General features: G+C 41.1%; 25 protein-coding genes. 7 read left to right on the top strand and 18 right to left on the bottom strand.

Features of this window, described 5'->3' with window-relative positions; genetic code table 11:
- Positions 1-381: 381 nt before the first annotated feature.
- From Ga0466249_RS22945 to Ga0466249_RS22915, 7 genes are all read right to left on the bottom strand, one after another.
- Positions 382-2,574, bottom strand: coding sequence for a DNA topoisomerase III (locus tag Ga0466249_RS22945; protein WP_215831831.1), 2,193 nt, complete (start codon positions 2,572-2,574; stop codon positions 382-384).
- 90 nt (positions 2,575-2,664) lie between these two features.
- Positions 2,665-3,789, bottom strand: coding sequence for an ABC transporter permease (locus Ga0466249_RS22940; RefSeq protein ID WP_215831830.1), 1,125 nt, complete (start codon positions 3,787-3,789; stop codon positions 2,665-2,667).
- A complete protein-coding gene (locus tag Ga0466249_RS22935) occupies positions 3,786-4,691 on the bottom strand; it encodes an ABC transporter ATP-binding protein (RefSeq protein ID WP_215831829.1) in 906 nt (301 codons plus the stop codon). Before Ga0466249_RS22935 ends, Ga0466249_RS22940 begins: the two co-directional genes overlap by 4 nt.
- A 3-nt stretch (positions 4,692-4,694) precedes the next feature.
- Positions 4,695-5,591 (bottom strand): ABC transporter ATP-binding protein, encoded by an 897-nt coding sequence (locus Ga0466249_RS22930; RefSeq protein ID WP_215831828.1) that lies wholly within the window; start codon positions 5,589-5,591, stop codon positions 4,695-4,697.
- Positions 5,588-6,562, bottom strand: a complete 975-nt coding sequence (locus tag Ga0466249_RS22925) for an HlyD family secretion protein (RefSeq protein WP_215831827.1) — start codon at positions 6,560-6,562, stop codon at positions 5,588-5,590. Before Ga0466249_RS22925 ends, Ga0466249_RS22930 begins: the two co-directional genes overlap by 4 nt.
- Positions 6,552-7,226 carry a CerR family C-terminal domain-containing protein gene (locus tag Ga0466249_RS22920; protein WP_215831826.1) on the bottom strand — a complete coding sequence of 225 codons (675 nt, stop codon included), beginning with the start codon at positions 7,224-7,226 and terminating at the stop codon, positions 6,552-6,554. Before Ga0466249_RS22920 ends, Ga0466249_RS22925 begins: the two co-directional genes overlap by 11 nt.
- A 115-nt stretch (positions 7,227-7,341) precedes the next feature.
- On the bottom strand, positions 7,342-7,788 hold the full coding sequence (locus tag Ga0466249_RS22915; RefSeq protein WP_215831825.1) for a YaiI/YqxD family protein: 447 nt from the start codon (positions 7,786-7,788) through the stop codon (positions 7,342-7,344).
- A 222-nt stretch (positions 7,789-8,010) separates the two neighbouring features.
- Here Ga0466249_RS22915 and Ga0466249_RS22910 point away from each other — a divergent pair, with 222 nt between their 5' ends.
- Entirely contained in the window at positions 8,011-8,307 is a 297-nt protein-coding gene (locus tag Ga0466249_RS22910) for a zinc-ribbon domain containing protein (protein WP_215831824.1), read from the top strand.
- Positions 8,308-8,455: 148 nt separating this feature from the next.
- Positions 8,456-8,788 (top strand): hypothetical protein, encoded by a 333-nt coding sequence (locus tag Ga0466249_RS22905; RefSeq protein ID WP_215831823.1) that lies wholly within the window; start codon positions 8,456-8,458, stop codon positions 8,786-8,788.
- Positions 8,789-8,951: 163 nt separating this feature from the next.
- Here Ga0466249_RS22905 and Ga0466249_RS22900 read toward each other — a convergent pair whose 3' ends face one another.
- The 4 genes from Ga0466249_RS22900 to Ga0466249_RS22885 all read right to left on the bottom strand — a co-directional run bounded on the left by Ga0466249_RS22900 (position 8,952) and on the right by Ga0466249_RS22885 (position 13,310).
- Entirely contained in the window at positions 8,952-10,184 is a 1,233-nt protein-coding gene (locus tag Ga0466249_RS22900; protein WP_215831822.1) for an aminopeptidase, read from the bottom strand.
- Between the two features lie 10 nt (positions 10,185-10,194).
- On the bottom strand, positions 10,195-10,410 hold the full coding sequence (locus Ga0466249_RS22895; RefSeq protein WP_215831821.1) for a hypothetical protein: 216 nt from the start codon (positions 10,408-10,410) through the stop codon (positions 10,195-10,197).
- Between the two features lie 201 nt (positions 10,411-10,611).
- Positions 10,612-11,799 (bottom strand): M20 metallopeptidase family protein, encoded by a 1,188-nt coding sequence (locus Ga0466249_RS22890; RefSeq protein ID WP_215831820.1) that lies wholly within the window; start codon positions 11,797-11,799, stop codon positions 10,612-10,614.
- A gap of 173 nt (positions 11,800-11,972) precedes the next feature.
- Positions 11,973-13,310: a helix-turn-helix domain-containing protein gene (locus Ga0466249_RS22885; RefSeq protein WP_215831819.1), complete on the bottom strand. Its 1,338-nt coding sequence runs from the start codon at positions 13,308-13,310 to the stop codon at positions 11,973-11,975.
- 224 nt (positions 13,311-13,534) lie between these two features.
- Here Ga0466249_RS22885 and Ga0466249_RS22880 point away from each other — a divergent pair, with 224 nt between their 5' ends.
- The gene (locus tag Ga0466249_RS22880; protein WP_215831818.1) at positions 13,535-14,005 is read left to right on the top strand and encodes a hypothetical protein; all 471 of its coding nucleotides are present in this window, start codon (positions 13,535-13,537) and stop codon (positions 14,003-14,005) included.
- 48 nt (positions 14,006-14,053) lie between these two features.
- Here the strand turns inward: Ga0466249_RS22880 and Ga0466249_RS22875 are convergent, their stop codons facing one another.
- From Ga0466249_RS22875 to Ga0466249_RS22855, 5 genes are all read right to left on the bottom strand, one after another.
- A complete protein-coding gene (locus tag Ga0466249_RS22875; RefSeq protein WP_215831832.1) occupies positions 14,054-14,623 on the bottom strand; it encodes a xanthine phosphoribosyltransferase in 570 nt (189 codons plus the stop codon).
- A gap of 316 nt (positions 14,624-14,939) precedes the next feature.
- On the bottom strand, positions 14,940-15,212 hold the full coding sequence (locus tag Ga0466249_RS22870) for a hypothetical protein (RefSeq protein ID WP_215831817.1): 273 nt from the start codon (positions 15,210-15,212) through the stop codon (positions 14,940-14,942).
- A 255-nt stretch (positions 15,213-15,467) separates the two neighbouring features.
- Entirely contained in the window at positions 15,468-18,614 is a 3,147-nt protein-coding gene (locus Ga0466249_RS22865) for an efflux RND transporter permease subunit (protein WP_215831816.1), read from the bottom strand.
- Between the two features lie 11 nt (positions 18,615-18,625).
- Entirely contained in the window at positions 18,626-19,798 is a 1,173-nt protein-coding gene (locus Ga0466249_RS22860) for an efflux RND transporter periplasmic adaptor subunit (RefSeq protein WP_215831815.1), read from the bottom strand.
- Between the two features lie 44 nt (positions 19,799-19,842).
- Positions 19,843-21,135, bottom strand: coding sequence for a TolC family protein (locus Ga0466249_RS22855; protein WP_215831814.1), 1,293 nt, complete (start codon positions 21,133-21,135; stop codon positions 19,843-19,845).
- A gap of 267 nt (positions 21,136-21,402) precedes the next feature.
- Here Ga0466249_RS22855 and Ga0466249_RS22850 point away from each other — a divergent pair, with 267 nt between their 5' ends.
- Together Ga0466249_RS22850 and Ga0466249_RS22845 are read left to right on the top strand one after the other, a co-directional pair.
- Positions 21,403-21,837 (top strand): universal stress protein, encoded by a 435-nt coding sequence (locus Ga0466249_RS22850; protein WP_215831813.1) that lies wholly within the window; start codon positions 21,403-21,405, stop codon positions 21,835-21,837.
- A 146-nt stretch (positions 21,838-21,983) separates the two neighbouring features.
- Complete coding sequence (locus tag Ga0466249_RS22845) at positions 21,984-22,412, top strand: MarR family winged helix-turn-helix transcriptional regulator (protein WP_215831812.1); 429 nt, start codon at positions 21,984-21,986, stop codon at positions 22,410-22,412.
- 34 nt (positions 22,413-22,446) lie between these two features.
- Here the strand turns inward: Ga0466249_RS22845 and Ga0466249_RS22840 are convergent, their stop codons facing one another.
- Positions 22,447-23,385 carry a DUF1848 domain-containing protein gene (locus Ga0466249_RS22840; protein ID WP_215831811.1) on the bottom strand — a complete coding sequence of 313 codons (939 nt, stop codon included), beginning with the start codon at positions 23,383-23,385 and terminating at the stop codon, positions 22,447-22,449.
- 261 nt (positions 23,386-23,646) lie between these two features.
- On the opposite strand from Ga0466249_RS22840, the gene Ga0466249_RS22835 reads away from it, so the two are divergent.
- Positions 23,647-24,852 carry an MFS transporter gene (locus Ga0466249_RS22835; protein ID WP_215831810.1) on the top strand — a complete coding sequence of 402 codons (1,206 nt, stop codon included), beginning with the start codon at positions 23,647-23,649 and terminating at the stop codon, positions 24,850-24,852.
- Positions 24,853-25,214: 362 nt separating this feature from the next.
- Positions 25,215-25,562 (top strand): DUF4870 domain-containing protein, encoded by a 348-nt coding sequence (locus tag Ga0466249_RS22830; protein ID WP_215831809.1) that lies wholly within the window; start codon positions 25,215-25,217, stop codon positions 25,560-25,562.
- Between the two features lie 91 nt (positions 25,563-25,653).
- On the opposite strand, the gene Ga0466249_RS22825 is transcribed toward Ga0466249_RS22830, so the two are convergent.
- Positions 25,654-26,076: a hypothetical protein gene (locus Ga0466249_RS22825; RefSeq protein WP_215831808.1), complete on the bottom strand. Its 423-nt coding sequence runs from the start codon at positions 26,074-26,076 to the stop codon at positions 25,654-25,656.
- Between the last annotated feature and the right edge of the window lie 4 nt (positions 26,077-26,080).

The following is a 26,080-nucleotide window of genomic DNA, read 5'->3' as shown; positions in this document are numbered from 1 at the left end:
TTATGCTTAAATTCTAAAGTGACATTTTCATCCGATAATTAGAACCCTTTTTAGGTGACATTTTCAAAAGTTATTGAAAACATATCCATTTCTAACTAATGAGTACTGAACGAATCGACAACCCTTGAAACTACTGATGCTTTAAGAAATCAGTAGAATCCCTGAGTACTTTCACGCTCCCAGTCGCTCTCATTTTTTATACGATCCGCATGAACAAATAGTTCATATGTTTCATTACACTTGAGCAAGTTTTTTTGCACCATTGGTAGTAACTTAGTTACTTAGCTACTTAGTTACAATTAATATTTTTTACAACAAAAACTGCTATTTGCTCCTTAAGAAGGCAAATAGCAGTTTCCTATTATTATAAAACATCAGAATTTACTTTAGTTTTAGCTTGGCTAAAGCGTCAGCCAATGCCGTATTGATTGGCTCTCGCTGTTCTTTTTTCTGATCCTTTAAGTATCGTGATACATCGGTCTTGGAAGCCATATCACCCGTTTGTTTGCGCCTTTGCTGGAAAACGGACAGCTTTTCATGATAGCCGCAGCAAGCACAAACAAAGAGCTGTCCGTCACCCTCGCCACGCAGTTCCATTTTTTTATGGCAATTGGGACATCTGGCATTCGTGACTCGGGCGATACCTTTGCGGTAGCCGCATTCGCGATCTTGGCAAACAAGCATTTTTCCTTTCTTGCCATTGACTGCAAGTAAATATTTGCCGCATTCCGGACACTTTGTACGCGTAAGATTATCATGTTTAAATTGTTCCTGGCTATTCTTAATGTCCTGCACAACAGACTTGGCGAATCCCCGCATCTCATCAACAAAGGATTGCTTGGGCAGCGCTCCCTTGGCAATTAAGCTGAGTTTTTGTTCCCATTTCGCTGTCAGTGTCGGCGATTTTAGGTCAGCTGGCACCAATTCCAATAGTTGCCGTCCTTTAGCTGTAATGAGAACATCTTTACCCTTCTTCTCCGTTAAAAAGCTGTTAAATAACTTTTCAATAATGTCGGCACGTGTAGCCACGGTGCCTAGTCCGCCTGTTTCACCAATGGTTTTCTTGAGTGTTTCACTCTCATGCCCCATATACTTCACGGGATTTTCCATGGCCGACAGTAAGGTGGCCTCATTAAACGGAGCAGGTGGCTTAGTTTTTCCCATCGTCAACGTTAAGCGTTGAATTGGCAGTGTATCCCCCTTATTGACGCGCGGCAAGAGTTGATCAGAGAGTTCATCATTTCCTTCTTCCTCTTCGGTATGATTGTCATAAATTTCTTTCCAGCCAGCCGCAAGGACAACCTTGCCCTTGGCAATAAAAAACTCACTGCCAATTTTCGCCTTAATTGTCGTCTGTTCATATTCAAAAGGCGGATAAAGGACAGCCAAAAATCGTTTAACAACGAGTTCATAGATTTTCCGTTCCTTATCTGTTAAAGCACTTAAATTAACATACTGCTCGGTGGGAATAATGGCGTGATGATCAGAGACCTTGCTGTCATCAACAAAATGCTTGCTGGCCTTAATGGGACTGCGCGAAATTTTAAAAGCCGCTTTCGAAAAAGTGCCAACGCCACAGGCACTGAGCCTGTCTTTAATCGTTCCGACAATATCCGCTGTAATATACCGGGAATCTGTACGCGGATAAGTCAAAAGTTTATGTGTCTCATAAAGTTTTTGCATAATTCCCAGCGTTTCTTTGGCTGAAAAGCCGAAAATTTTATTGCCGTCGCGCTGAAGTTCCGTCAAGTCATATAGCTGGGGTGCAAAACTTTTTTTATGAACCTTGTTGACTTCAACAATTTCACCGGATTTATGATCTAGTACTTGAAGCAGCTTATCACAGCGTTCTTTATCAAAGCTGCGAATCTCTTTCGTCTTGCTGTCCTGCCACACCAGTTTTAAATGATCAGCTAGGGCTGTGATGCCGTAAAAAGGTTTCGGCTGAAAATGCTGTATTTCTTCCTCACGCTGAGCAATCATCGCCAGTGTAGGCGTTTGCACACGTCCGCAGGAAAGTTGAGCATTATACTTACAGGTCAGAGCCCGTGTAGCATTCATCCCGACAATCCAATCGGCCTCGGCACGAGCAACCGCTGAGGCGTAAAGATTTTCATAATCCTTGCCTGCTTTAAGCTTATGAAATCCTTCCTGAATAGCCTTATCTGTCACAGAAGAGATCCATAGTCTCCGCAAAGGCTTATGTACGTGAGATTTTTCAATAATCCAGCGCGCCACAAGCTCCCCCTCGCGCCCCGCGTCGGTGGCAATAACAACGTCGCCCACATCACTGCGCGTCAGTTGCTGTTTCACAGTCTGAAATTGTTTGCCGCTCTGTTTAATCACAACAAGCTTCATTTCACGCGGCATCATGGGGAGATCTTCCAGCCGCCATGCCTTGTATTTATCATCATAAGCCTCAGGGTCCGCCAATGTGACGAGATGTCCCAAGGCCCACGTTACAATATACTTATCACCTTCTAAAAAGCCATTGCCCTTCTTGGCGCAATGCAGCACACGTGCTAAATCGCGACCAACAGAGGGTTTTTCCGCTAATACAACTGTTTTACTCATCTTCCATTCCTCTCACCTTGCAAATAACGTTCTAGCTATATCATATCACAAATCCCTGCGATAAGAAAAACCGCGGCTTGTCCGCCCGTCTCACACCAGTTTTTTCTGAAATTTATAGATACTCAGCGCCAACGCGACGACAATAATAGTCAACAAGGCGCAGACTTGTGTCCATAAATACTGAATGCCAATACCTTTTAACACAATGCCGCGCATGATTTCCAGGTAAAAAGTGAGCGGAATGATCTTGCCCAGTTCATAAAAAAAGATCGGCATGGCTTCCCGGGGAAACATAAAACCAGATAGCAAAATGCAAGGCAACAAAAAGAAAAAAGACATCTGCATGGCCTGCATCTGTGTTTTAGCCAAAGTAGAAATTAAGACGCCCACAGCAAGGGAGGCCACAATAAATAACGAAGTCAGTAGATATAATAGTCCCAAACTCCCCCGCATAGGCAAATCAAACAGCAAAATGCCCACAATTAAGGCCAATGTGACTTGGACATAGCCGACGAAAATATACGGAATAATTTTGCCAAGCATTAACTCATACGTTTTCATGGGCGTCACAATCAGCTGCTCCATAGTACCCCGCTCCCGTTCCCGTACAATGGCCATAGATGTAATCATCACCATCGTCATGGTCAACACAACGCCCAAAATACCTGGCACCATATAAAAAGCAGATACAAAATCCGGATTATACCATGGCCGAATTCGAATATCATAAGGCTGAACAACGGTCTTGCCTAGCGTATTTTGAAATTTTTCAATCAACATTTCTTGTGATTTGAGCTGACCAATAATCTGGGCCGTACTCATGGCCGAATTGGCTGCAAGCGAATCAGAGGCATCAACAATAACCTGTACAGTTGCACTGCGTCCGTGTTTCAAGTTGTCCGTTAAGTCGGGTGGAATCACGATACCGACTTTCGTTTTCCCCTCATCAATGGCCTGGGCAACCTCCTGATAGTTATGAGCAATGGTTGTCACATCAAAATAGCCACTTGATTCAAAAGCCGCCAACAAATCCCGCCCCTCCTGCTGACCGGACTGGTCAAAAACAATGGTTGGCAGATGTTTTACATCTGTATTAATAGCATAACCAAATAACAATAGCTGAACAACAGGAATAATAGCCATCATGACAAACGTGACTCTATCGCGCCGCATTTGAATAAATTCTTTCGTGAGCAATGCGAATAGTCTTCTCATAAACAGACCTTCCTTCGTTGGTCTTTGACATAATAAACAAATACATCCTCAAGAGAAGGTGAAATACAGCGGGGCTGAAGGCTATCAAACGCGTGAGTCTGCTCTTTTCCCACTAAAACATGAACATGGTTGCCATAAGGATAGACATCTAAATAAGTCTGATCTTGATGCTTAATTTTCTCCATCAGACCAATCGGATCGGCAGCATCGATTTCAAGCAATACACCAGGCAGTTGCCTTTTTAACGCTTCCGGGCCATCATTGGCAATCAAATTCCCTTCGTAAATAAAACCAATATGATCACAATGCTCCGCTTCATCCATAAAATGTGTTGTAACCATAACAGTCGTTCCGTCTGTTGCCAGTTGATAAATAATATCCCAAAACATGCGGCGCGACTTTGGATCAACGCCACCTGTGGGCTCGTCAAGAAACAAGATCGCCGGATGATGAATCACAGCACAACCAAGGGCCAGCCGCTGCTTCCAACCACCTGACAAATTGGCCGCAAGTTCATGAGCGCGCTCTGTCAAACCCGCCATAGCCATCATTTCGTTAATTCGCTCTTTTCGATCATTACCTGTAAGATCATACATTCCGGCATAAAAATTCAGATTTTCACGCACCGTAAGATCATCATACAAGCTGAATTTTTGTGACATATAACCGATTTTAGCTTTAATCTGTTCCGCCTCTTTCGTCACATCATAACCAAGAATTATGCCACTGCCTGAAGTAGGTGTAATCAGACCGCACAGCATTCGAATGGTTGTGGATTTTCCTGAACCATTCGGACCCAAAAACCCATAAATACTGCCTTGTTCAATACGAATCGACAAGCGATTTACAGCAGTAAAGCTACCAAAAGTGCAAGTTAGATTTTTTGTTTCGACGACAACCATGAACTACACCTCCCCAGCCAATGCGACAAAGACATCTTCAAGAGTTGGCGAAATTTCCGACAGCGATAAAATAGTCACACCGGCTTGAACCAAAGCCTGACGCACGGCTTGTTCAGCAGCCGTCGCCTCATGAACAATCAGATGATATTTTTCACCAAAAGCGTTAATGTCAACAATCGGGCAAGACGCTAAAACCGATTGAATGCCTTTTTGGTTGACAACAAGCTCCAGGACCTGATAAGGATAGGCTGACTTTAATTCTTGCGGCGTGTTGCAGGTGACAATTTTCCCCTTATGCATAAAAGCAATCCTTGTACATAGTTCGGCTTCATCCATGTAAGGCGTAGAAACGAAAACGGTCATGCCTTCTTTATTAAGACCGTACAGCATTTGCCAGAACTCGCGCCGCGATACGGGATCAACGCCTGTTGTAGGCTCATCAAGGAAAAAGACCTTGGGCCGGTGCATTAATCCGGCGGCAAGTGCCAGTTTTTGTTTCATGCCACCTGATAAATGATCGGCTAATCGATCTTTAAAAGGTAACAAATTAGTAAAAGCTAAGGTTTGCTTCGCCAAAGAATCAACTTGACTCCGCTGCACTCCGTAGAGAGCCCCCATGAGCTGAATGTTTTCCATGACAGTCAAATCGCCATAAAGACTAAACTTTTGAGGAACGTAACCCAAATGGACTTTTACCTGTTCAGGATTTGTAGAGCCAAGCAAGATCACATCGCCTTGCGAAGGATCAAGAATACCGGCAATCATACGAATTATCGTAGTCTTGCCTGCGCCATCGGGGCCTACGAGGCCAAAGATTTCACCTTGTCTCACGGTAAGTGAGACATCCTTGACAGCCTCATTCATACCAAACTGTTTTGATACATGATGTAGTTCAATCATTGCAGAACCACATCCGCCGGCATGCCTGGTTTTAAAATACCTTCGGCATTATCAATTTTTACCTTGACAGCAAAAACCAAATTGGCTCGCTCCCGTTGCGTAATACTTTGTCGCGGCGTAAACTCAGCATTTTGACTAATTTCTTTGATAACAGCGGAAAAAGTCCGGTCAGGAAAAGCATCGACTTTAACAGACGTTTGCTGACCCACTTTAATAAGTCCAAGCTGAGCAGAATCGACATAGATTTTTACCCAGCAGTCATTCATATCCCCGATGGTGGCAATAGCTGCACCTGGATTAACATATTCGCCTTCTTCATAGTTTTTCGCGAGTACTAGCCCATTTAAAGGACTCACTACAATCATATCAGCTGCCAGAGACTGACTACTGGCTAAAATAGCCTCTGCCTGCTGAACCTCTAGTGTCTGGGCAGCAATCACATCGGGACGATTGCCTTCTTCAATCAAACTTTGACGGGACTGGGCCGCAACAAGGGAATTGTACGCTACATCATAAGCAGATTTAGCCGCATCAAGCTGCTGTGTCGCAATAGCCCCTGAATCATGAAGTGAAGACAAACGCTCATAATCTGATTTTGCCTTAGTATAAACAGCTTGCGCTCCAGCTAAATTGGCTGCGGCTTCCTGCCGTTCCTGACTGCGCGGGCCTTTTATTGTATCAGCAAGCTGCGCCTGGGCTTTTGCCACCCCCGCCTCATCACGCAGAACCTGGGCAGCAAGATCCGGTCGAACAACTTGCACAACAACTTGACCTGTCGTCAAGCTGTCACCCACTTGTATCTTGAGATCGCGAAGATAACCACCCACCTTTGGGGTAACGTCAGCCTTTGTCACTTCAATAGTGCCTGTTGCTGTAATGCCCTGCGGCATGGGACGAAATAATTTAAACCCAGCCGCGCCAGCCAGTCCGGCAAAAATAAGAATACCTACAATCAAACGCTTATTGACCATTCTCCATCACTCCATTTAGATAGATGTTTACAGCCTGCAAAATATAGTGCGCATCCTGTTGCTCATCAGGATGCAGAATTTTACTAGCCAATGGACGTATAATCAAGTAAAAATTAATAATACCTACAAAAGAAATGACGGCATATTCAATATCCAGTTCAGGACGAAGTTCGCCACATTCCACACCCTTACGGAGAATCTGGCGTAAAAATGTAAAGAGCTTCGTAATTTCTTTTTTTACAACAGTTTCAAAACAGGCCGTAGGACTTATCAACTCTCCTGACATCAGCCGAAATAAATAGGGACATTGATGAAATACAACAATGATTTCTTGTACGTAGCGCATCAAACTATCTACAGTAGAAAGATTTTCTTTTCCTATCTTCTCAACAATGCGTCCAACAAGCGACACCTGTGATTCCAGTACGGCTGCATACAATTTTTCTTTTCCGCCAAAATAATAGGAAACTAACGCGCTGTTCACGTGAGCGGCATCAGCCAGTTCCCGGACTGTCACAGCAGCATACCCTTTCATAGCAAAGAGCGGCAATGCGGCCTCAATTAGCTTATCTGATGGTTCCTTATCCAGGTCTTCCTGCCTCTCTTCTATAACATCTGTTGCAATATTTTCCTGTTCGTCTTCATTAATTTTATTTTTCTTCATGAACTCGCCCCTTTAAACGATCGTTTTAAACACGTGTTTTAAACACTTGTTTAATTCTGATTATAAAGCGACTTTATCGTTCTGTCCAGTTATTTTTTTACACGAAATATCTGCTTCATTCCTGCTGTTTGATATGCAGAATCATCTGTTCTAACGATTCTTTAAACTGAACATTATCCTGCTTCTGGCGCTTTTTCGGTCCCTTAGTATGGTGACCTGCGCGACGAAATTTTGCTTTCATCTCTCGTTCTTCCAGTAAAAAATCCATTGTCTCCTGACGATATTCCCGGCCAGACGGACTTAAAGCGAATGCTCCCTTGCCAAGGACCATGGCAGCAAGCCCCCAGTCCTGAGTAACAACAATATTGCCGCTCTCAGTCAGATTAACAATCTTAATATCTGCTTCCTGTGAAGCATTGCCAACAACAATATGATGCGGCGATTGGACATGATGATTAAAACTGGCTATCGTAATCAAATCGATCCCTTCTGTTTCGCAAAGAGCCACACAATAAGCCAACACTTCTCGTGGACAAGCATCAGCATCAATGATCAATTTCATAAAAATTCACCTCCAACCGATTTATTTTACAAATAAATAAAATAAATTACAATTTTACAAATAAAATCCTTTACTTTTTCTATCATACAAGGTATAGTGTAGAGGTCCTTAGTTGAAAGACATAGTGAAGTTATTCGCTACCCTTCTCAAACTTAAGTTTCGAGTGGGAAGTACATGATTTTCCCTTAGCTATTGGGCAACAGATTTGAGGAGGTTTTATAAATGAACGAAGACAAAACATTAACTTGCCGTGATTGCGGCGCAGAATTCGTTTTCACTGCTGCTGAACAAGATTTCTATGCGGAAAAAGGGTTCACCAATGAACCTGGCCGTTGCCCTGCTTGCCGTGCGGCTCGCAAACAAAACAATGGTGGCGGATTCCGTCGTGGCGGCGATCGTCCGCAACGCGAAATGCATACTGCTGTTTGTGCAGCTTGTGGCGTTGAAACGCAGGTTCCTTTCCGTCCTACTGGCGACCGTCCAGTTTTCTGTCGCGACTGCTTCAGCAAAAACCGCTAATATTTAACAGCAATAAGAAAACTTCTTGCAATCAGGTATCTGTAAATTTACAGATACCTGATTTTTTATCATGTATCAGCACGGCTTGTGAATCTCCTGAATTTAGGCTACAATAACAGCAGTAAGTAATGAACACGGAGATGATCCTATGGAAAAAGAAATAAATCAGACCGTTATAGACTTTTATGCCGAACTTGGATTTGAAGAAACACAAATCGAAGAGGGCCTAACAGCACTGTGCTTCGAAATTAGCCCAGAAGAAAACTATGGCCTCATTACAAATGATAACGGGAACATCCCAGAAACGCTGCGCGAACCTGTTATCTTTGCCTGCTACACTCAAGCAGGATCCTTTTTATGGAGCACAAGCTTTAAAAATTCCTATTTAGTCCAGGAAACATGGATACAAGAACAAGAACTTTCGAAAAGATTTGAAGTTATAAAAGACTATCGAAAAAATAACGAAAATGACCCTCTTTAAAGAAAGTGCTTTACAAATTCACAAATATCTACCAACAATGCCGCAAATTTTGCGGCATTGTTCATTTTTAGGTAATAGTCCATTGCAAGATAGATTAGCCCTCTTTGCTATAGAAAAAAGGCCACCTTAGTGGCAGCCCTGAAACCGATCTTTTCTATCCGCATTAAAAAGCGAAATTGCCGTCTTCAAAAATAGCCACTTTCTCGCCATTAGCAGTAACACCAGTAATTGTCAAATCCTTGGTGCCAATCATAAAATCCTCGTGAATCAGCGAATCATTGACTCCCAGCTTTAATAGCGTTTCCTTATCCAACGTTTCACCCTCTTTGATACATACAGGATAGGCTTTGCCAATGGCTAGATGACAAGAAGCATTCTCGTCAAAAAGAGTGTTAAAGAACAACAAATTAGCGTTGGAAATAGGCGAATCATAAGGAACAAGCGCCACTTCCCCTAAATAACGCGAGCCTTCATCGACCTCAATCAACCGTTTTAATATATCATAGCCCTGTTCAGCCTGAAAATCAATAATCTTTCCAGCTTGAAAGGTAAGTGAAAAATGGTCAATTAAATTACCATTGTAATTTAAAGGCTTCGAACTGACTACCTTCCCATTGACACCTGTCCGCTTAGGCAAGGTAAAGACCTCTTCTGTCGGCATATTCGCAATAAATTCGACTCCTTCCGGCGTATATTCCGAACCACCCAGCCAAATATGATCTTCAGGAAGTTCAATCGTCAAATCAGTGCCAAGCGAATTTTTGTAATGGAGAAATTTAAAATGGTGCTCATTTAATAGATTCATTCTATGGCGCAAAGCCTGTTTATGTTCTTCCCAAGCCTGAACAGGATCGTTCGTTCCTACACGGACGGTCTGAAAAATCGCCTGCCACAATTTTTCTACAGCCTCAGCTTCCGAAACGTTTGGAAAAACTTTTTTAGCCCATGAAGCCGTAGGAATCGAAGCAATACACCAGGTATTGCGATTACTCATAAGTCTTTCCCGATATTCTTTGAGCGCCGTATTGCCTGCCTTCTGCACCTTAGCAACTCTATCAGGATTCACTTCTTTTAAAAGTTCCGGATCAGAGGCCGCAATCGTTAAAAACGCCGCCCCCTGTCTGACATAAGACACAAAAAATTCCTGCTGCCAGGCCGGATATTCCGAAAAAACCTCTTCTGGAGCATGTAAAAAGCGAAGCTTAGCAAACAGCTCATCTTTCCAGTTGAGCACCACATCACGTGCCCCTTCTAAATAAGCAATTTTCGCAGTCAGCCGCGCAAACTCGGCGCATTCAATGGGCGAAGAAATAACTAGTGTCTGACCAGGCTGAATATTAATGCCTGTTTTAATAATAAGACGAGCATATTTTTCTAATAACTCACTATCCATCATAAAACCCCCTTCATCTTGTCTCAACATCCTTGATTCGCACTAGAAAAGCATCGATCTTGCCTGGTGAACCTTCTACTTCAAAATCATTGACCCATTGGCAATTTGGACGGAAATGCGTATCAACTAAGGTTATTGTAACACCACATTCATCTGCTATGCGTTGAACTTTTTCAGCTACAAGTAACGTAGACAAAGCCACAGAACCCGTGAAGTTGCTATTTATCATGCTCATTCTCCTACAAATGATTTTCTTTTTTCATGGTGCACGGCTTTTAAGATCTGCCTGTGCTTCCAAATGGCCAAAATCACTTATTTTAATTCTACAGAATGTCGCGGTTTCCTCTTATTAGGGCTAATTTGCAATTCCCTGATAAACGAAAATGCCATCCGAACAAGGCGGATGGCATTCATAGCTCTGGACAAAAAATCATTTGCTCTTATAAAAATCCAACGCATTACAAACCGTTCGAAACATAATTTTGGCACCAATAAGCAACGCACTTTCATCAATCTCAAAATCCTGATTATGCAGCGGAGCTCCTTCTTCACCCGGTTTGCTTGCTCCCAGCCAGAACAATGCACCAGGAACTTTTTCCAAATAGCGAGCGAAATCTTCACCACCCAAATTCGGTTCAATCTCCTTTAGCACACATTTTTCATCGATCACCTGACAAGCAGACTCAGCAACAAGTGATGTGGGCCCAGCCCAGTTATTCAAAATAGGATAGCCTGGCTGATAATCAAAAACATACTCTCCCCCATGAGCCTCAGTAACGCCTGCCATAATACGTTTCATATGTTCAGGAATAATTTGGCGGACCTTACTGGAAAACGTGCGAATCGTCCCTTCTAGAAAGGCTTCTTTGGCAATAATATTATAACGTTCACCACCCGTAATTTTACCAATAGACAAAGTCGCAATATCTAAAGGATTCATTTGCCGAGTCATCATATTATTGAATGACTGTATCACTTCCATCGCCATCATAATGGCGTCCAAGCCTTTATGAGGCATGCCTACATGGGCACTTTTCCCTAATAGTTTAATGGAAAAGCGATCAGATCCAGCCATAAGCGGACCCGGCTTAATGCCAATAGAACCACAAGGCAGCGAAGGCCATAAATGAAGGCCAAAAATAGCATCTACCTTCGGATGTTCCAAGACGCCGTCAGCAATCATCAGCTTAGAACCACCAATTGGAGCAGCTTCTTCAGCCGGCTGAAATATCAGTTTTACACTCCCCTGAAAATGCTGTCTATTTTTCACCAAAAGTTCCGCGACCCCTAACAAAATCGCCACATGTCCGTCATGACCACAAGCATGCATCACACCTGGAACCTTGGAACTATAGGATTTATTCTTAGGTTCTGTTATAGGCAAAGCATCCATGTCCGCCCTAAGAGCAATCACGGGTCCGGGCCCTTGTCCTTGAACAGTACCACATACACCATAATGGTCTTTAAATACTTGAACATCAATACCTAGAGACTGTAAAACACGAATAATTCGCTTTGAAGTCTCTTTCTCCTGCCGGCTTAATTCCGGATATTGATGGACCTCACGTCGCAATTGAATCATGCTTTCTAGTAATTTACGATCAAATTCTTCATTCATTACCAAAACCTCCCATAAAGATAAGACACACATTATAAATCAATTCCGGTCTATTAATGGATATGTCCTTTAATAGTAAAAATAATATGTTACTATTATAAGTTAATTTACAAACAATTAAAAGGTCTTTCTTAAAAATACGCTTATCTAACAAAAGTTTGATTTGATTTTATTTATAAACTGCCATGTTTCTGCACAATTTTATCAACTAACAGTCTGTAAATTTTACGAGGCCGCCCTTTATAAAGGGCTTCTTCATGCGAAACCTCAGCGAGACCGTGCTCAACTAGAATACCTAGCAACCGCCTGGCACTGCGTGGTGTAATGGACAAAGGGGTCGCCAATTCATCGGCACCGATTGTTTCTGTATCCAATTTATCCAGACTGGCAAGAAGCCTATTCATAGTTGTTACACTAATCTGCAGTTGCTTAGCTAAGCATTGCGATAAGGAAGCGTCAGGACGCAAAGAATATTTTAAGTAAGTATCTGAACTCAACGGACCAAGCACTGTCCCCTCGTCTAAGACGACCATCCAGTGACCTTTTCCGGTATGTCTGGCAAATCCCAATGCCTTATAAGCATTTTTTTCAGCAGCATGAGCCGTTGGCCCAAAACCAATGCCACCACTGACTGGCACCGACAATAACTGAGTCAGTTGTTCTTGAATGGGAACCACTGTAAACCCCTGGGTCACCTCTTCAACAGCCCCACGTGTAGAATAAATCGTATAATGACCGGGACCATGAATATCAATGGAACCCTGCACCATTTCCGTATATTGAATAAGCAATGGATAGAGTTTTGCCTCCAGCCGTTTTACTTCATAAGTTGAAGAAGCATCACGAATCACACCAGCATAATCATCAATGACAATCTGTTGGATAGAAATTTGACTGCTTTTAAATTTAACTGCTTCCACCATTTGATAAGCCATGTCCAAAGCGGTACGCACATTGGAACGCAGCGGTCGAATACGAAAAACAGGTATCCCCCTGTCTTTGAGGGCATAATAGGTTGAATAAAATGAAGTAACAGCCAGTTTTGTTTTGCCGCTTTTCCATAATTGATAGTGATATTCCGTCATATCTGCTGCAGAAACAATGCCTTCACAATCAAACGTACGAATAGGATCAAGAGGTACTTCCAGATCAGACAGCGTCTCAGCAATATCTTTTTCACTGACCATATCGAAGCTAATTCGATTCACATCCAGTTTTTCCTGATTGGCAATCTCCAATAGAACACGATATAAACTAGAACCTGCATGAGGAATGGAAAGCATGGGCTGCTTAATAATATTCGCAGCAATAGCATGACTATAAGGAACTTTGCCTGAAAAGAGCCAACCGTCAGGCAACCCATTATGTGCAGCCAAAATTGTCGGCACTTCTTCAGCCACCTTATAGGTAAGTGCCATAATATCGATCTTCTCGCTATATTCCTTCGCCACTTCACTAATTAGCTGAACCGAATCAGCTGGCCCGACTACAGCAATTGTTATCTTTCTCATACAACATCCTCCATGATCATTCGTGCAATCAATACTGAATGTCCACTCATTTTTCATAGCCTGCTCTGCTTGATTCAAGCGTATCACGTTTTTGTTGTTTTTCGCTCTTTATCTTCAATATCCTGCTCAAAAAAAACAATCCAAATTACAAGACGGAACTTTTTTCTATATTCCTGTTATTCATGGTACAATAAGGATAATAAAAAAAATTCGGAGGTATGAAAATGAAACAACTTACAAAATATTTCTTGACCTTGTTATTACCCCTCGTTTTTGCCGCCTTTTCTCTACCAACCGTTCATGCAGAAGCCATTCCATCAAATGTACCACAAGAAACATTAAAGGTCCATGTCATTATTGACCAGCCCGACCTGTTCTGGAATTATTCTTTTCTGACAAAAGATGCCGATCTTAGCAAACCAGAGACAGTAAAACTGGTCTGGGGTACAGGGGAATCTCATCGGCAAGAAAAAGCCGAGGTCATTGTAAGTCAGGGAAAAAAATCTGGGCAGCTATCTATTACAGCAAACAGAGGCGCCCTCGTCAATCTTCAAATTGTTGTGTGCGATGCTCACAATACAAAATATGGCTCGATGAGTTTTCAAGTTCGTAACAATGGACAAACACAAGACATTACTGTTGCCCCCCCTGATTCTTCGGAACCAAAAATTGATTTAGGCAGTAATGTACAATAATAATTTAAAAATCAAAAAAACGTTCTCTAAAAAGAGAGCGTTTTTTTGTCATAAAAAATGAACTTGACCATTTTCTAAAGACTGAATACGAGCCAGCGACTCCACACGATAGCCCGCTGCAATTAATTTTTGCGCGCCAGGCTGAAAGGACTTTTCAATCACAATGCCAATACCCACAACCTTCGCTTGTGCCTGCTGAATGATATTAGCCAATCCAAGAGCTGCTTCACCATTTGCTAAAAAATCATCAAGAATAAGCACCTGGTCCTCCGCAGATAAAAACCGTTTGGACACGATAATATCATTTGATTCCTGCTTGGTATAGGAATAAACCTTCGCCCAATACAATTCTTCATCAAATGTAACTGATTTTCGCTTACGCGCAAATACAATCGGGACATTTAGAATCACGGCTGTAGCCATCGCAATAGCAATGCCGGAAGATTCGATCGTCAGGATTTTCGTAATCTTCTCGCCTTTAAAACGTTCCACAAATTCTTCGCCGATTTTCATCATTAAGGCCGGATCAATTTGGTGATTTAAAAAAGAATCCACTTTCAGTACCGAATCACTTAATACTAATCCTTCAGAACGGATTTTTTCCTGTAATAATTTCATCATAGCCTCCCATGATTGTCCTGCACAAAAAAATAAAATAGCCCAAGCAAGAAATTCCGCTGTAGTCATGAAAGCGAAATCCCCCACTAAGGCTGCTATTCTATTGGCGTAGCGCAATAAGTTATACCCTTCTACCACATGTTCATCGTGACTATGTGGAATGCTCCGTATAGTTTCACTTCTAGCCAAATGAGTGTGCTTGCCTCTTACGTATTTACGTATGAATTAGATTTTAACAGTCACCCTTCCCCCTGTCAATAGTCCTACAAACAATCTCCATCTAAAATTTGCGAATAAAAATCAATCATTATTCGCCCTAGCCGTAATAATGCTGAAATCTTCGACCGGAATAAGGCGGATAACGCAGTGTTGAAGGTGCCGCTAAATTACCCAAATTATTAGCAAGAAATACGGACAAAAGATCCGTATAATCCGAAGGCAGTTCTTTTGCAACACCCGTTGTTTTTACGCCAGGAATAATGTGAGAATCATAAAAGAGAACAGGCGTATTCGGCAAATAGTAAATATAAGGATTCTTTTTAAAATAATGAACATAATCGCTCCAGACAGGATTATAAAAAACAATCATGATCCTTTTCTCCTTTCCAATCGAATCCCAATCAGGTTTTCTATACTATCTTATGTCACTAGGGCTATTGGGTAACAGTTTAGCAAAACAACTTATTTTTTAAATAGCAAACAAGCAGGAGTTGCTTCCGAATAATATTCTTCAGCTAAAACTCCTGCTTGGTGAAAATCGGACATTTCAGGAAAACCTACTTGCCGCTAATATATGAGCAGTTTTAATTGCTAACAGGATTTAATAATACGTTCCTCAAAAAATCTACACAGGATCAGTTTTTATCATTTTTTTACGCAATACATTGAACTTTTCTGTTAATCTTTCTACAACGACAAATAATACGGGAATGAGAAAGATTCCCAGCGATGTAGCCGTTAACATGCCCCCTACGACTGCATTTCCCATCGAGTTTCTAGCACTGGCACCTGCACCTGTGGCAATCGCCAGCGGAATACAGCCAATAATAAACGCCAATGAAGTCATCAAAATGGGTCGAAGTCTTATTTTAGCCGCTTCAATAGCAGCTTGATGAATACTCATTCCCTGACGAACTCGCACTGTTGCGAATTCAATAATAAGAATGGCATTTTTCGCAGCCAATCCAATGAGCATGACCAACCCAATTTGCATATAAATACTATTCTCCAAATTTCTTAGATATTGAAACAGGAAGGCACCAAATATGCCTAGCGGAACGGCTAACAATACTGCAAAAGGAATACTCCAACTTTCATAAAGGGCTGCCAAGCACAAAAATACGAAAACAAGTGCCATTCCAAATACAACGGGTGCTCGATTGCTTGAAAGCTTTTCTTCCCGACTCTGGCCAGACCATTCATAAGTATAACCGCTGGATAATGTCTGAGATGCTACCTCCTCCAATGCGCTGATGGCCTGCCCTGAACTATATCCCGAAGCTTGACTACCACTAATTTTTACGGCTTTCAGCCCATTATAGCGGGTAATCACTGACGGCGAATTAATCGTAGTCGATTTAATCAGTGTATTTAGCGGAACCATCGTCCCACTGGAACTTTTCACGCATAACGCTCTTAGCGCATCAACATCACCGCGAAAGGACGTATCAGCCTGTACGATAACCTTGTAAGTACGACCAAATTTATTAAAATCATTCACTTGGCTACCGCCAAGGTAGATTTGTAAAGCAGTAAATACATCATCCGTCGCAACACCCATTTTTTCAGCCTTTTCCCGTTCTACCTCAAATTGGTATCCTGGTGTATCAGCTTTAAAATTACTGGCAATGGAACCAATTTCAGGGCGTTGTTTTGCAGCAGCAATAAATTTTTGCGCCATACTATCTAAGTCATCCAAAGAACCGCCACTGCGGTCTTCCAACATGAGCGTAAAACCACCCACCATGCCAAGTCCGGGTAATGCCGGCGGATTAAAGGAAATAACATTACCTGCCGGCAAATGGCTTCCTCCTAACATGGTCTGCATCATTTCCTGGTTTACCTTTAGCTCCGGTTTTTCGCGTTCCGTCCAGGGTGTAAGACAAACAAACATCGCACCGCCACTTGATTTCGTTCCGCCGCCGAGCAAGTCCATGCCAGAAATGGACATTACATTCAACACGCCCGTCTGGGCGGTAACCTTCTGCGTCAATTCTTGCATCGCTTCCATTGTACGATTCAAACTAGAAGCTTCAGGCAGGGTAAGCGAAGTAATATAAAACCCTTGGTCTTCATCAGGCACAAAAGACGATGGAACTAACTTATAGAGCCCACCAGTCAAGATCAAGAGCACGACTAATAAAATCATACAGAGCCGAGATTTGGCTATCAATTTAGCTAAACCTATTCCATACCGTTCGATACTTTCTTCAAACCAACCGTTAAACCTTGCAAAAAAGTTTTCCAAAGCCCCTTGTGGTTTATGAGCATGATAAGGCTTAAGTAACAATACACAAAGAGCTGGAGTAAGCGATAAGGCCACAATAGCGGATAAGACCATCGACACGCAAATTGTAAGCGCAAACTGTTTATATAGAATTCCCATCATCCCACCAAAGAATGCCACAGGAATAAATACCGCTGCCAATACAAACGCAATAGCAATAACCGGACCAGATACTTCCTTCATGGCCTTGCGAGTCGCCAATAGCGGCGTTAAATCATCATAACGCATATTATGCTCGACTGCCTCAATCACAACAATCGCATCATCAACAACCAAACCGATGGCCAAAACCATAGCAAACAAAGTCAATGTATTGATGGTAAAACCTAATATCGTAAACATCCCAAAGGTCCCTAATAGAGATACGGGTATGGCCAGCAACGGAATCAAGGTTGCACGCCAACTCTGTAAAAATAGAAACACCACAATTACAACCAAAAGTAAGGCTTCCGCAAAACTTTTGGCTACTTCAATCATCGATTCACGCACAAAATCCGTATTATCCACAACAATTTTATATTGTAAATCATCTGGAAAATTCTGTGCCGCTTTTGCCAAAACCTTTTTTACATTACCAATAGTCTCTAAAGCATTGGCATCGCTCGTTAATTCAATGGCGAAGCCAGCACTTTGATGTCCATTCATTAAACTGCTATAAGTATATTCTTTACTGCCGAATTCCACGCGAGCAATATCTTTCAGGCGAATAAATGAACCATCTGACTTGGCAAGAACAATAATATTTTCAAACTCCTCTGGAGTCGACAAACGTCCCTTGACCTTAACAGTATATTGAAATTCCTGTTGGGAAGTGACAGGCATGTTTCCGATGGCACCGGCAGCAGCCTGAGTATTTTGCGATTCAATCGCTGTAACGACTTCACTTGTCGAAACACCTAACCGTGACATCTTGTCCGGCTGCAACCAAATTCTCATACTATAATCTGAACCAAATTGCGATACGTCGCCAACCCCTTTGACTCGCTTAATGTCATCCATAAGATAAATACTGCCGTAATTTTTGAGGAAATTGGCATCATAAGTATTATTCGGTGACCAAAGTGTAAACATTAACGACATTTCCTGAGATGCTTTTCTTGTTGTAACCCCCGTCGATTGAACCGTACTTGGCAGCGAAGCATTCGATTCTGACACACGATTCTGTGTTTGGACAGCTGCTGTATCAGGATTCTCGCCTGACTCAAATTGAACACTTAACGAATAGGAACCCGCGTCAGTACTTGTCGACGACATGGAAGACATTCCCTCAACTCCGTTAACTTGTTGTTCCACAACCTGGGCCACCGACTGATCCACAACATCCGCATTGGCTCCTTGATAACTCGTACTCACAGATACTGTGGGCGGTGAAATTTGCGGATACTGCGCAACAGGTAGATTCACAGCCGCCGTAACACCAATTATAGTAATAATAATCGATAAAACAATCGCAAAAATAGGGCGATTAATAAAAAACTGCGCCATATAAATCCCCCCTACTGCTCGACCGGATTAGTTAGTTCATCCGGTCCCATCATCGTTACCTCTAGCATCATACCTGTTTTTGCCTTATCCATGCCTTCTACAACCACACGGTCTCCTGCTGTAAGCCCTTTTTCAATCAACCACAAATTGCCAATTTTCGCACCCAACTCTACAGCCCGGCTCGCCGCTTTGTTATCGTCTGTGACAACAGTGACAAATGTCTTACCCAGCAATTCTTTTACTGCCCGCTGGGGAATCAATAAGGCTCCTTGCAGCATTTCCCCTTGCGCGCTAACTTTAGCGAACATTCCCGGAATCAATAGACGCTGAGGATTACTAAACGAAGCCTTCAACGTAATCGTCCCTGTCGTATCGCTAATTCCTTTGTCAATCTGCTCAATAGAACCAACTAAGGGATATTCTGCTCCATTACTTAACGTCAATTTGATGTTATTTTTAAAACTATCAGGCAAAGTACCATTGCCTGCCAATGCAAACTTCAAATACTCATTTTCACTCATACTAAATTGAACCCATACCGGGTCCATGGAGGACACAGTCGCCATTGTTGTCGATCCAGCCGTTACATAGTCACCAATACTTAAATCATTTACATCGATTCGTCCATCTACAGGTGAAACAATTAACGTATCTTGTTCATTCTCCTCTGCTTCTTGCAGTTTGGCCTCATTGGCTTCCATGTCCGCCTGATACTGCTCTACTTGCGATGCCTGCGTATCTACCGTTTGCTGTGCAACACCTTTCATAGCAGCCAAGTGCTGATATCTGTCCAAATCAGTTTGCGCATTATTTAGCTGAGCACGCGATTGATTCAGCGTACCTTGAGCGGAACGAATAGCGGACCGATACTGCTTATTGTCCACTCGAAACAAGGGTTGCCCCTTGTAAACAATATCCCCGCCCTTGACCATTTTCGCCACGATATTTCCCGACACTTTCGACATGATTTTTACCTCATTTTCCGATTGCACCTTTCCGGTAAATTCATATTGTAGAGCCGTATCCTTCTGAATGACTTGCATCGCCTTTACTTCTACCGTTTGAGGCAGTGCTACGACTTGTTTTTTCGCCAAGAGACGATGACCGAACAATCCTGCAATGGCTACTACCACAACAACAGCCAAAATCCAATGATATAGTCTTTTTGAACGTTCTATTCGCACTTGCAATACCTCCTGATTATCACCTAATATATATGTATACCGGGCTATTTTACCGGCATCCCCATGGCCTGCTCTAATTCTGCCTGATTCGTATTGTAGTCATAAAATGCCTGAACATAATTCTTTTTCGCCGTGTTAAGCGATAAAACATCATCAAGCAAATCCAGATTGGTGCCCATTCCAACGTCATATTTTGCTTGCTCAATTGTTAAATTCTCCTGGGCCTGATTCACAGATACCTTATTGGTTTCAATCCGTTTCTCTGCTTCCTTCATGCTAAGATAATACTGCCGTACAGCCAATAAAATAGAATCACGCTCTGTCGCCGCTTTATCCGTAACCATGTTCACATTATGTTCGGCTTGACGAACTTTTGTGTCCGTTAACCCCGAATCAAAAACATTCAGAGATGTTGTTAATTTTACTAACCAGTTATTATTCTTCATTCCCGGCAAGTGGTCATTATACCAGTCTTCTTCAGCAGTCAAATTCACTGTAGGTGAATAACCGCTCTTAGCAATTTTCACATCATATTGAGCACTTTTTATTTTGGCGTCATACTGCGCAATTTCCGGTCGGTGAATCGCAGCGTATTGGATACATTGTTCCAGCGTTAAATCATATTTTTTATAACCAAACTTTTCGTTTAATTTCAATTCCGTACCATGAGGCATGCCAATGGCATTATTAAGCGTCGCTACCGCGTTATTATAATTATTTTGTGCTTTGATTAAAGTATCCTGAGCCGACGCCAAATTAACCTGACTAGACAAAATATCTGTCTTAGCAACCAGCCCCAAGTCGAACTTTTTCTGGACCAAATTCAGATGATCCTCGTAATTCGCAACCGTCTCTTGATCCACCTGAACCTCCTTATCATATTCCATCACCGTAAGATAATCCGAAATCACATTCATCTTCAATTGCTGTTTCGCTACGTCAACATCAAGGTCGGCTACATCCAAATCTATTTTTGCCTGCGCAATCTGATTCTCAAGTTTTTTGCCGGAATAAACGGGAAGTGTCAGCGCCACCTGATTATCAAATTCAGTAGTATAAGAATAGTTTGGGGAGTAGCTGGATGGAGGCGTATTATACCGCTCATCATTGTGAGTATAAGTTACAGAAACGCCCTTATTGTTTTTCGCCTGTTGCAAAGCCCAATATGATTTTTCTCTGGCAGACTTTGCATATTGAATGTCATGATTGTTTTTTAACGCCAAAGAAATACTGTCTTCCAAAGATAATTCCAGCGGTGCTGCTAGTACAACTTGATGCAACGTCATGGATGCGACCATAAGGATAAACACTGCAAAATATTGCTGATATCTGTTCATAACTCAACCTCCAAATAAAATCACTGTGTTTTATATAATAGCAAATAAACGTTACAGTTTTATGTATATTGCTTCTTCAAAAGCCAGGCAGAAATTTGCATGGCTTTATCCTGTAATTTTTTTCGAAATGTCCCTTACATATTTGACAAAAAAGCATAAAAGGAATAGACTAATAATACACTAGTAAACTATTTACTAGTGTATTATTAGTCTGTTCATAACTTCCATAGTAAGCAGATTTTTATAAAAACATTGAGGAGTGATAGCATGTTTGGAAAAATTTTAGTTCCTATCGATGGCTCAGTGGAAGCATTAGCAGCAACAAGATATGCTCGAAAAATAGCCGAAAAATTTAGCAGTGCCGTAACCTTGATCCATATCATTCAGCATTCTGCTTACCTTGTGTCAGATAATCATCAATTACCAAATTCCGTAATCAAAAGTTTGGATGACAGAGGAAATCAAGTTTTAGCAGAAGCATTAGAAATTTTTCAGGATTTTGATGGTCGAGTAACAAGTCGCATCGAATATGGCCACCCCGGCATAAAAATTACGGAAATCAGTAAGGAAAACAATTATTCATTAATCATTATGGGACGTCGCGGTATGAGTGATGTTGCCAAACTCTTAATCGGCAGTGTCAGCAATTATGTACTTCACTATGCACTATGTCCAACATTAATCATCCGCGACAACGACTAATTATTGATGGCATTTCTCCTGCTACGGGCGGTGATTGTTTGCTTTTTTAAGCCTATATCGTTATGATGTATTTGTGCAAAAAATATTAGGAAAGACACTAGAAATCTCAGTTAACAATGGACTTTCCTGAATAATTAGGAGCTTACATGGAAAAAACAGATGCCTTGGTTCGTCAACTCTACCAAACCACCCGTATTATTACCAAAGAATTAAATCGCCTATTAGGACAATATGAACTTCATAGTTCTGAATGGACAGTCATTGCAAGCATAAGGGAAAAAGGCGTTGTATCGCAAATTATACTCGCTGAACATTTAAATATCGAGCCTTCCGCCATATCTAAAAGTTTAGTTGCATTAGAAAAAAAAGGACTCATTAAACGCGAAGAAGGTTCCGACAAACGTGCAAAAATGGTTTCTTTAACTTCAAAGGCCCTTGCCCTCTATCCTAAGTGGGAAAAAATTGTTAGACAGCATCGAAAACAAATTTTACAAGGAATTTCCGATGAAAAACTAAGTGACCTATTTCTAACCTTCGAAACCATTTTTTCCAATGCACAGGACATAAAAAAATAAGCGGCAATGCGGTAATAAACTAGAATATTCTTCTTTAAAACAAAGGAATCTGTGTACTTTTAAGAGATTTGACTAGTCTGTCCGTTATTTTATCATTTATCCCAGGCTGACCAATCAACAAAGGGGAATGAACATCATGGCAGCAACGATTGTTTTGAACCATCGTGTCATTCAATGTAGCATAGCAATATATACAACCATGAAAACAGCTGTTGTACGCCCCTATATCAACGCTCTCGATACATCCACATGCTTGCCGTTGATTTTTATCTTTTTTTGAATTAATGGCATATCCGGTAATAGATTCAATGGTCTTTTGATCAATGCAAGCTGTATGATGAATGCCATATTGACTAAGGTCGATTTCTTCAGAACACGTTTCTAAAATAATCTGGTTTTCTTTAGCAATATCAGCAAAGCCTTGGGCAATTTTATTCATATTGTCAATGCCGACTTCATTACCAATAATTTTTTTCGCTAGTTTCCCTATTTTGGCATAGATATCGACATAACTAAAGACACATTTCGTTGTATAACCACAAAGCTCATAACACAACTTGTCAAAAGACTGTAAATGATATTTAACAGAGAAGCGTTCATTAATAATAATAGGATCATAACGCCAGATAACTCGCTGCTTTCCGATTCTCTTGCTCAATCTTTTAAAGCCTTGTAAGATTTCCTGTTTATCACCTAAGTTCCTTTCAAGGCTGCGATCATAAGGGGTCAAGGTGAACTGAAAATAATAAGAATAGCCCATCCCATCGATTGTGTCTAAACTTGGCAGCATGGGCTGGGCATTTTTAGTCCAAAAAACAATACAATCTACCTTATCTGGAGTTAAGAGAATATTACTAATTTGCTTGGAGTTTAGGGGATTTTTCACATAAACAAACCCTGCTTTTAAACGATTTACAAACCACTCCGAATAAAAGGCCGGAATATCTGTTCGCCGACTAGCACTTATAATCATCTTTGATCACCCGTATCGCTTAATTTTCATTAATCTTATTCTAACACGCCATGTAATGATCGAAAATACAACAAGATTCTTAAATATAGCGTTTTTTCTGACATTTTGTAATTACTTGACAGCAACGTAAAAGAAATAATATACTAGTTAATATTTCACCAGTATATTATTTTTAGAAATAAGAGGTGACCGACGAATACAAATAAGTAAGTTAAATATATGACTAAATGCATCTCAATTTTACTCAAAAAGGATGGAAAAATGACAATTAATAACGAAAAATTATGGACAAAGGATTTTATTTTATTTACCATTTCTAATACTTTCTTATTTAGCGGTTTTCATATTTTGCTGCCAACCCTTCCTATTTATGTTCTAAAACAAGGCGGAACAAGTACAGATGTTGGACTATTATCGGCAATTTTTGTTTTTTGTGCAATACTCATTCGTTTCTTTACGGATTATGGAATAAGTAAATGGGGTAAAAAGTATTATTTATATATTGGATGTATATTATGCTTTGTTGCTGCCATAAGTTATACCTTAGCGACTACTGTACCTCGTTTGCTCTCCTTGCGGGTAGTCCACGGTATCGGTTTCGGTATCGCCACTACTCTGTATGCTACGATTGTATCCGACATACTCCCAAAATCGCGTCGCGGTGAAGGAATCGGTTACTTTGGCCTGGGTACCACTCTTGCAATGGCCGTCGCCCCCGGCCTTGGAGTATGGATTGTGGATAACCTCTCTTTTAACAATCTGTTTATTGTAGCAACGGTTAGTCAGATTATTGGACTTTTGAGCATGAGCCTTTGTTCTATTCCTGATGATCGAACAGTCCATTCACAGACTCTGGAAAAATCTTCTCTTATGGAGAAGCTAATTGATAAACAGCTTCCATTTCAAGCATTTCTTACGATACTCTTCGGTGTTTGTATCGGTGGAGTTTTAAATTTCATCGCTTTATTAGCCAAGGAAGTTCATATTGCGAACGCAGGCTATTTTTTCCTGGTATGCACCCTATGTATCTTTTTATCACGGCTAGTAACGGGAAAAATATTTGATAGAAAAGGCCCGGCCTGGGTTATCTTACCTGGAACAATATTATTTTTACTGGGTTTTATCGTTCTAGCACAAAGTAGTAGCATGACCTCTTTCCTAACAGCGTCTGCATTGTACGGATTTGGTTATGGAACAATTTTTCCTGCAATACAAACCTGGATGTTTAATCTTGTACCAGCATCTAGACGAAGTGCGGCCAGCGCAACCTTTTATAATATGGTGGACGTTGGCAACGGCATAGGTTCCATTGCCTTAGGAATGCTCGCGGAAAAACTCGGCTATGCTTCGATTTATTGGTGCTCTGCTATCATTATGGGCATTTTCCTAATCAGCTATATAGGATTCGTAATCAATAAAAATCAAGAATTGGCGGATAATCCGCAAGATGTTGAGGCAAAAGGATAACTTTTTTCCGAAGCTGTAAAGATACTCGTTTTATCGTTTATGAAGGCTTAGTATCCAGTTATCTAATATTCCTGCCGCTAGCCTATCTGTTTGCTGTAAAATTAGGCTACGGCGTGTACGGTGGTTATGTGGCCTTCTTATTATGGTGCATGACCGACTGTACAGCACTTGCCTTTCGGTTTTATCTACAAAAAAAGCCACGTACAATCTAATATAAATGTTACTTAAATATTCATGCTCAAACTTGTGTTAGCACTCTATATTCCTAAAATTTACTATTGCAAATAAGTGATAAACCGCTTTACAATGAACAAAACAGTTTCATCGCGTTGCAGCAGATTAAAATAAAGGAGGCGTTGCATATGAATGTTACGGGAGAACAAAAAATGCTGGCAATTTTAGCTCATCTTGCTTATCTCTTAGGAGGATTAGGATTCATTATTGCGCCGCTAGTCATTTTTCTGATCAAAAATGAGGACTCTTTTGTACATGAACATGCAAAACAAGCCTTAATTGCCCATTTAGCTATTTTAGCTGCTACGATAGTGAGCGGAATATTATGTGTTGTAGTAATTGGTCTGTTACTACTCCCCGTTATCGGCATCCTTTGGCTGCTACTGCTCATTACTTCCATCATCGCCGCAATTAAAGCAGCGGACGGTCAGCTTTATGAATATCCTTTTATTCAGCACTGGGTAAAAAAAATATAAAAATAAGAACACACAAAAAAACACTAAGCCGTTTAAAACTTAACGTTATAAACGGCTTAGTATTTTTTCATATCATCCTGCTTTAGCAGACTTAACTCTTTTGATTCAACCGGTTTCCAGTAAAACTTATCCACTGGTCATCATATGATTTACGCAAATTTTTTTCAGAATTGACCCGATGCAGATCAGCAACAATATTATCCCGCTCAGCCTTGGCAGCTTCTACCGCTTCATTATTATCCTTTATAATCTCTTGTTGCTTTGTGTTAATCAGCAAGACTAGCTTCTCCACTTCATTAGTTGTTCCGTTGCTTACAGTATTATCAACCTCTTTATTGAACACCTCTAATGCTTGCAAATATTGAGCCCGTTCCTGCAAAAGCCGTAATAATCCCTTCATTTTTCGCTGATGAATGAACCGGATTTGAATTTTAGTATTCGTACTGATTTTTTGAAGAATATCCAGTTTCTTTTTCAACCGTTCATACGACTTTGTTCCTGCTTGTATCATCATACAC

Origin of the sequence: Pelorhabdus rhamnosifermentans, assembly GCF_018835585.1 — a bacterium.
GTDB lineage: Bacteria > Bacillota > Negativicutes > UMGS1260 > UMGS1260 > Pelorhabdus > Pelorhabdus rhamnosifermentans.
Note: the sequence above shows the minus strand (reverse complement) of the source record. Positions and strands in the feature narration are given on the sequence as shown.

Bases quoted from the DNA above. Each gene is read 5' to 3' on its own strand.
- Ga0466249_RS22915 (WP_215831825.1), bottom strand. From the start codon at position 7,788: ATGAAATTGATCATTGATGCTGATGCTTGTCCACGAGAAGTGTTGGCT.
- Ga0466249_RS22885 (WP_215831819.1), bottom strand. From the start codon at position 13,310: ATGAGAAAGATAACAATTGCTGTAGTCGGGCCAGCTGATTCGGTTCAG.
- Ga0466249_RS22870 (WP_215831817.1), bottom strand. From the start codon at position 15,212: ATGATTGTTTTTTATAATCCTGTCTGGAGCGATTATGTTCATTATTTT.
- Ga0466249_RS22925 (WP_215831827.1), bottom strand. From the start codon at position 6,562: ATGGTCAATAAGCGTTTGATTGTAGGTATTCTTATTTTTGCCGGACTG.
- Ga0466249_RS22840 (WP_215831811.1), bottom strand. From the start codon at position 23,385: ATGATTATAAGTGCTAGTCGGCGAACAGATATTCCGGCCTTTTATTCG.
- Ga0466249_RS22940 (WP_215831830.1), bottom strand. From the start codon at position 3,789: ATGAGAAGACTATTCGCATTGCTCACGAAAGAATTTATTCAAATGCGG.
- Ga0466249_RS22930 (WP_215831828.1), bottom strand. From the start codon at position 5,591: ATGATTGAACTACATCATGTATCAAAACAGTTTGGTATGAATGAGGCT.
- Ga0466249_RS22855 (WP_215831814.1), bottom strand. From the start codon at position 21,135: ATGAACAGATATCAGCAATATTTTGCAGTGTTTATCCTTATGGTCGCA.
- Ga0466249_RS22850 (WP_215831813.1), top strand. From the start codon at position 21,403: ATGTTTGGAAAAATTTTAGTTCCTATCGATGGCTCAGTGGAAGCATTA.
- Ga0466249_RS22900 (WP_215831822.1), bottom strand. From the start codon at position 10,184: ATGATGGATAGTGAGTTATTAGAAAAATATGCTCGTCTTATTATTAAA.
- Ga0466249_RS22835 (WP_215831810.1), top strand. From the start codon at position 23,647: ATGACAATTAATAACGAAAAATTATGGACAAAGGATTTTATTTTATTT.
- Ga0466249_RS22910 (WP_215831824.1), top strand. From the start codon at position 8,011: ATGAACGAAGACAAAACATTAACTTGCCGTGATTGCGGCGCAGAATTC.
- Ga0466249_RS22920 (WP_215831826.1), bottom strand. From the start codon at position 7,226: ATGAAGAAAAATAAAATTAATGAAGACGAACAGGAAAATATTGCAACA.
- Ga0466249_RS22825 (WP_215831808.1), bottom strand. From the start codon at position 26,076: ATGATGATACAAGCAGGAACAAAGTCGTATGAACGGTTGAAAAAGAAA.
- Ga0466249_RS22945 (WP_215831831.1), bottom strand. From the start codon at position 2,574: ATGAGTAAAACAGTTGTATTAGCGGAAAAACCCTCTGTTGGTCGCGAT.
- Ga0466249_RS22895 (WP_215831821.1), bottom strand. From the start codon at position 10,410: ATGATAAATAGCAACTTCACGGGTTCTGTGGCTTTGTCTACGTTACTT.
- Ga0466249_RS22890 (WP_215831820.1), bottom strand. From the start codon at position 11,799: ATGAATGAAGAATTTGATCGTAAATTACTAGAAAGCATGATTCAATTG.
- Ga0466249_RS22935 (WP_215831829.1), bottom strand. From the start codon at position 4,691: ATGGTTGTCGTCGAAACAAAAAATCTAACTTGCACTTTTGGTAGCTTT.
- Ga0466249_RS22905 (WP_215831823.1), top strand. From the start codon at position 8,456: ATGGAAAAAGAAATAAATCAGACCGTTATAGACTTTTATGCCGAACTT.
- Ga0466249_RS22845 (WP_215831812.1), top strand. From the start codon at position 21,984: ATGGAAAAAACAGATGCCTTGGTTCGTCAACTCTACCAAACCACCCGT.
- Ga0466249_RS22830 (WP_215831809.1), top strand. From the start codon at position 25,215: ATGAATGTTACGGGAGAACAAAAAATGCTGGCAATTTTAGCTCATCTT.
- Ga0466249_RS22875 (WP_215831832.1), bottom strand. From the start codon at position 14,623: ATGAAATTATTACAGGAAAAAATCCGTTCTGAAGGATTAGTATTAAGT.
- Ga0466249_RS22880 (WP_215831818.1), top strand. From the start codon at position 13,535: ATGAAACAACTTACAAAATATTTCTTGACCTTGTTATTACCCCTCGTT.
- Ga0466249_RS22865 (WP_215831816.1), bottom strand. From the start codon at position 18,614: ATGGCGCAGTTTTTTATTAATCGCCCTATTTTTGCGATTGTTTTATCG.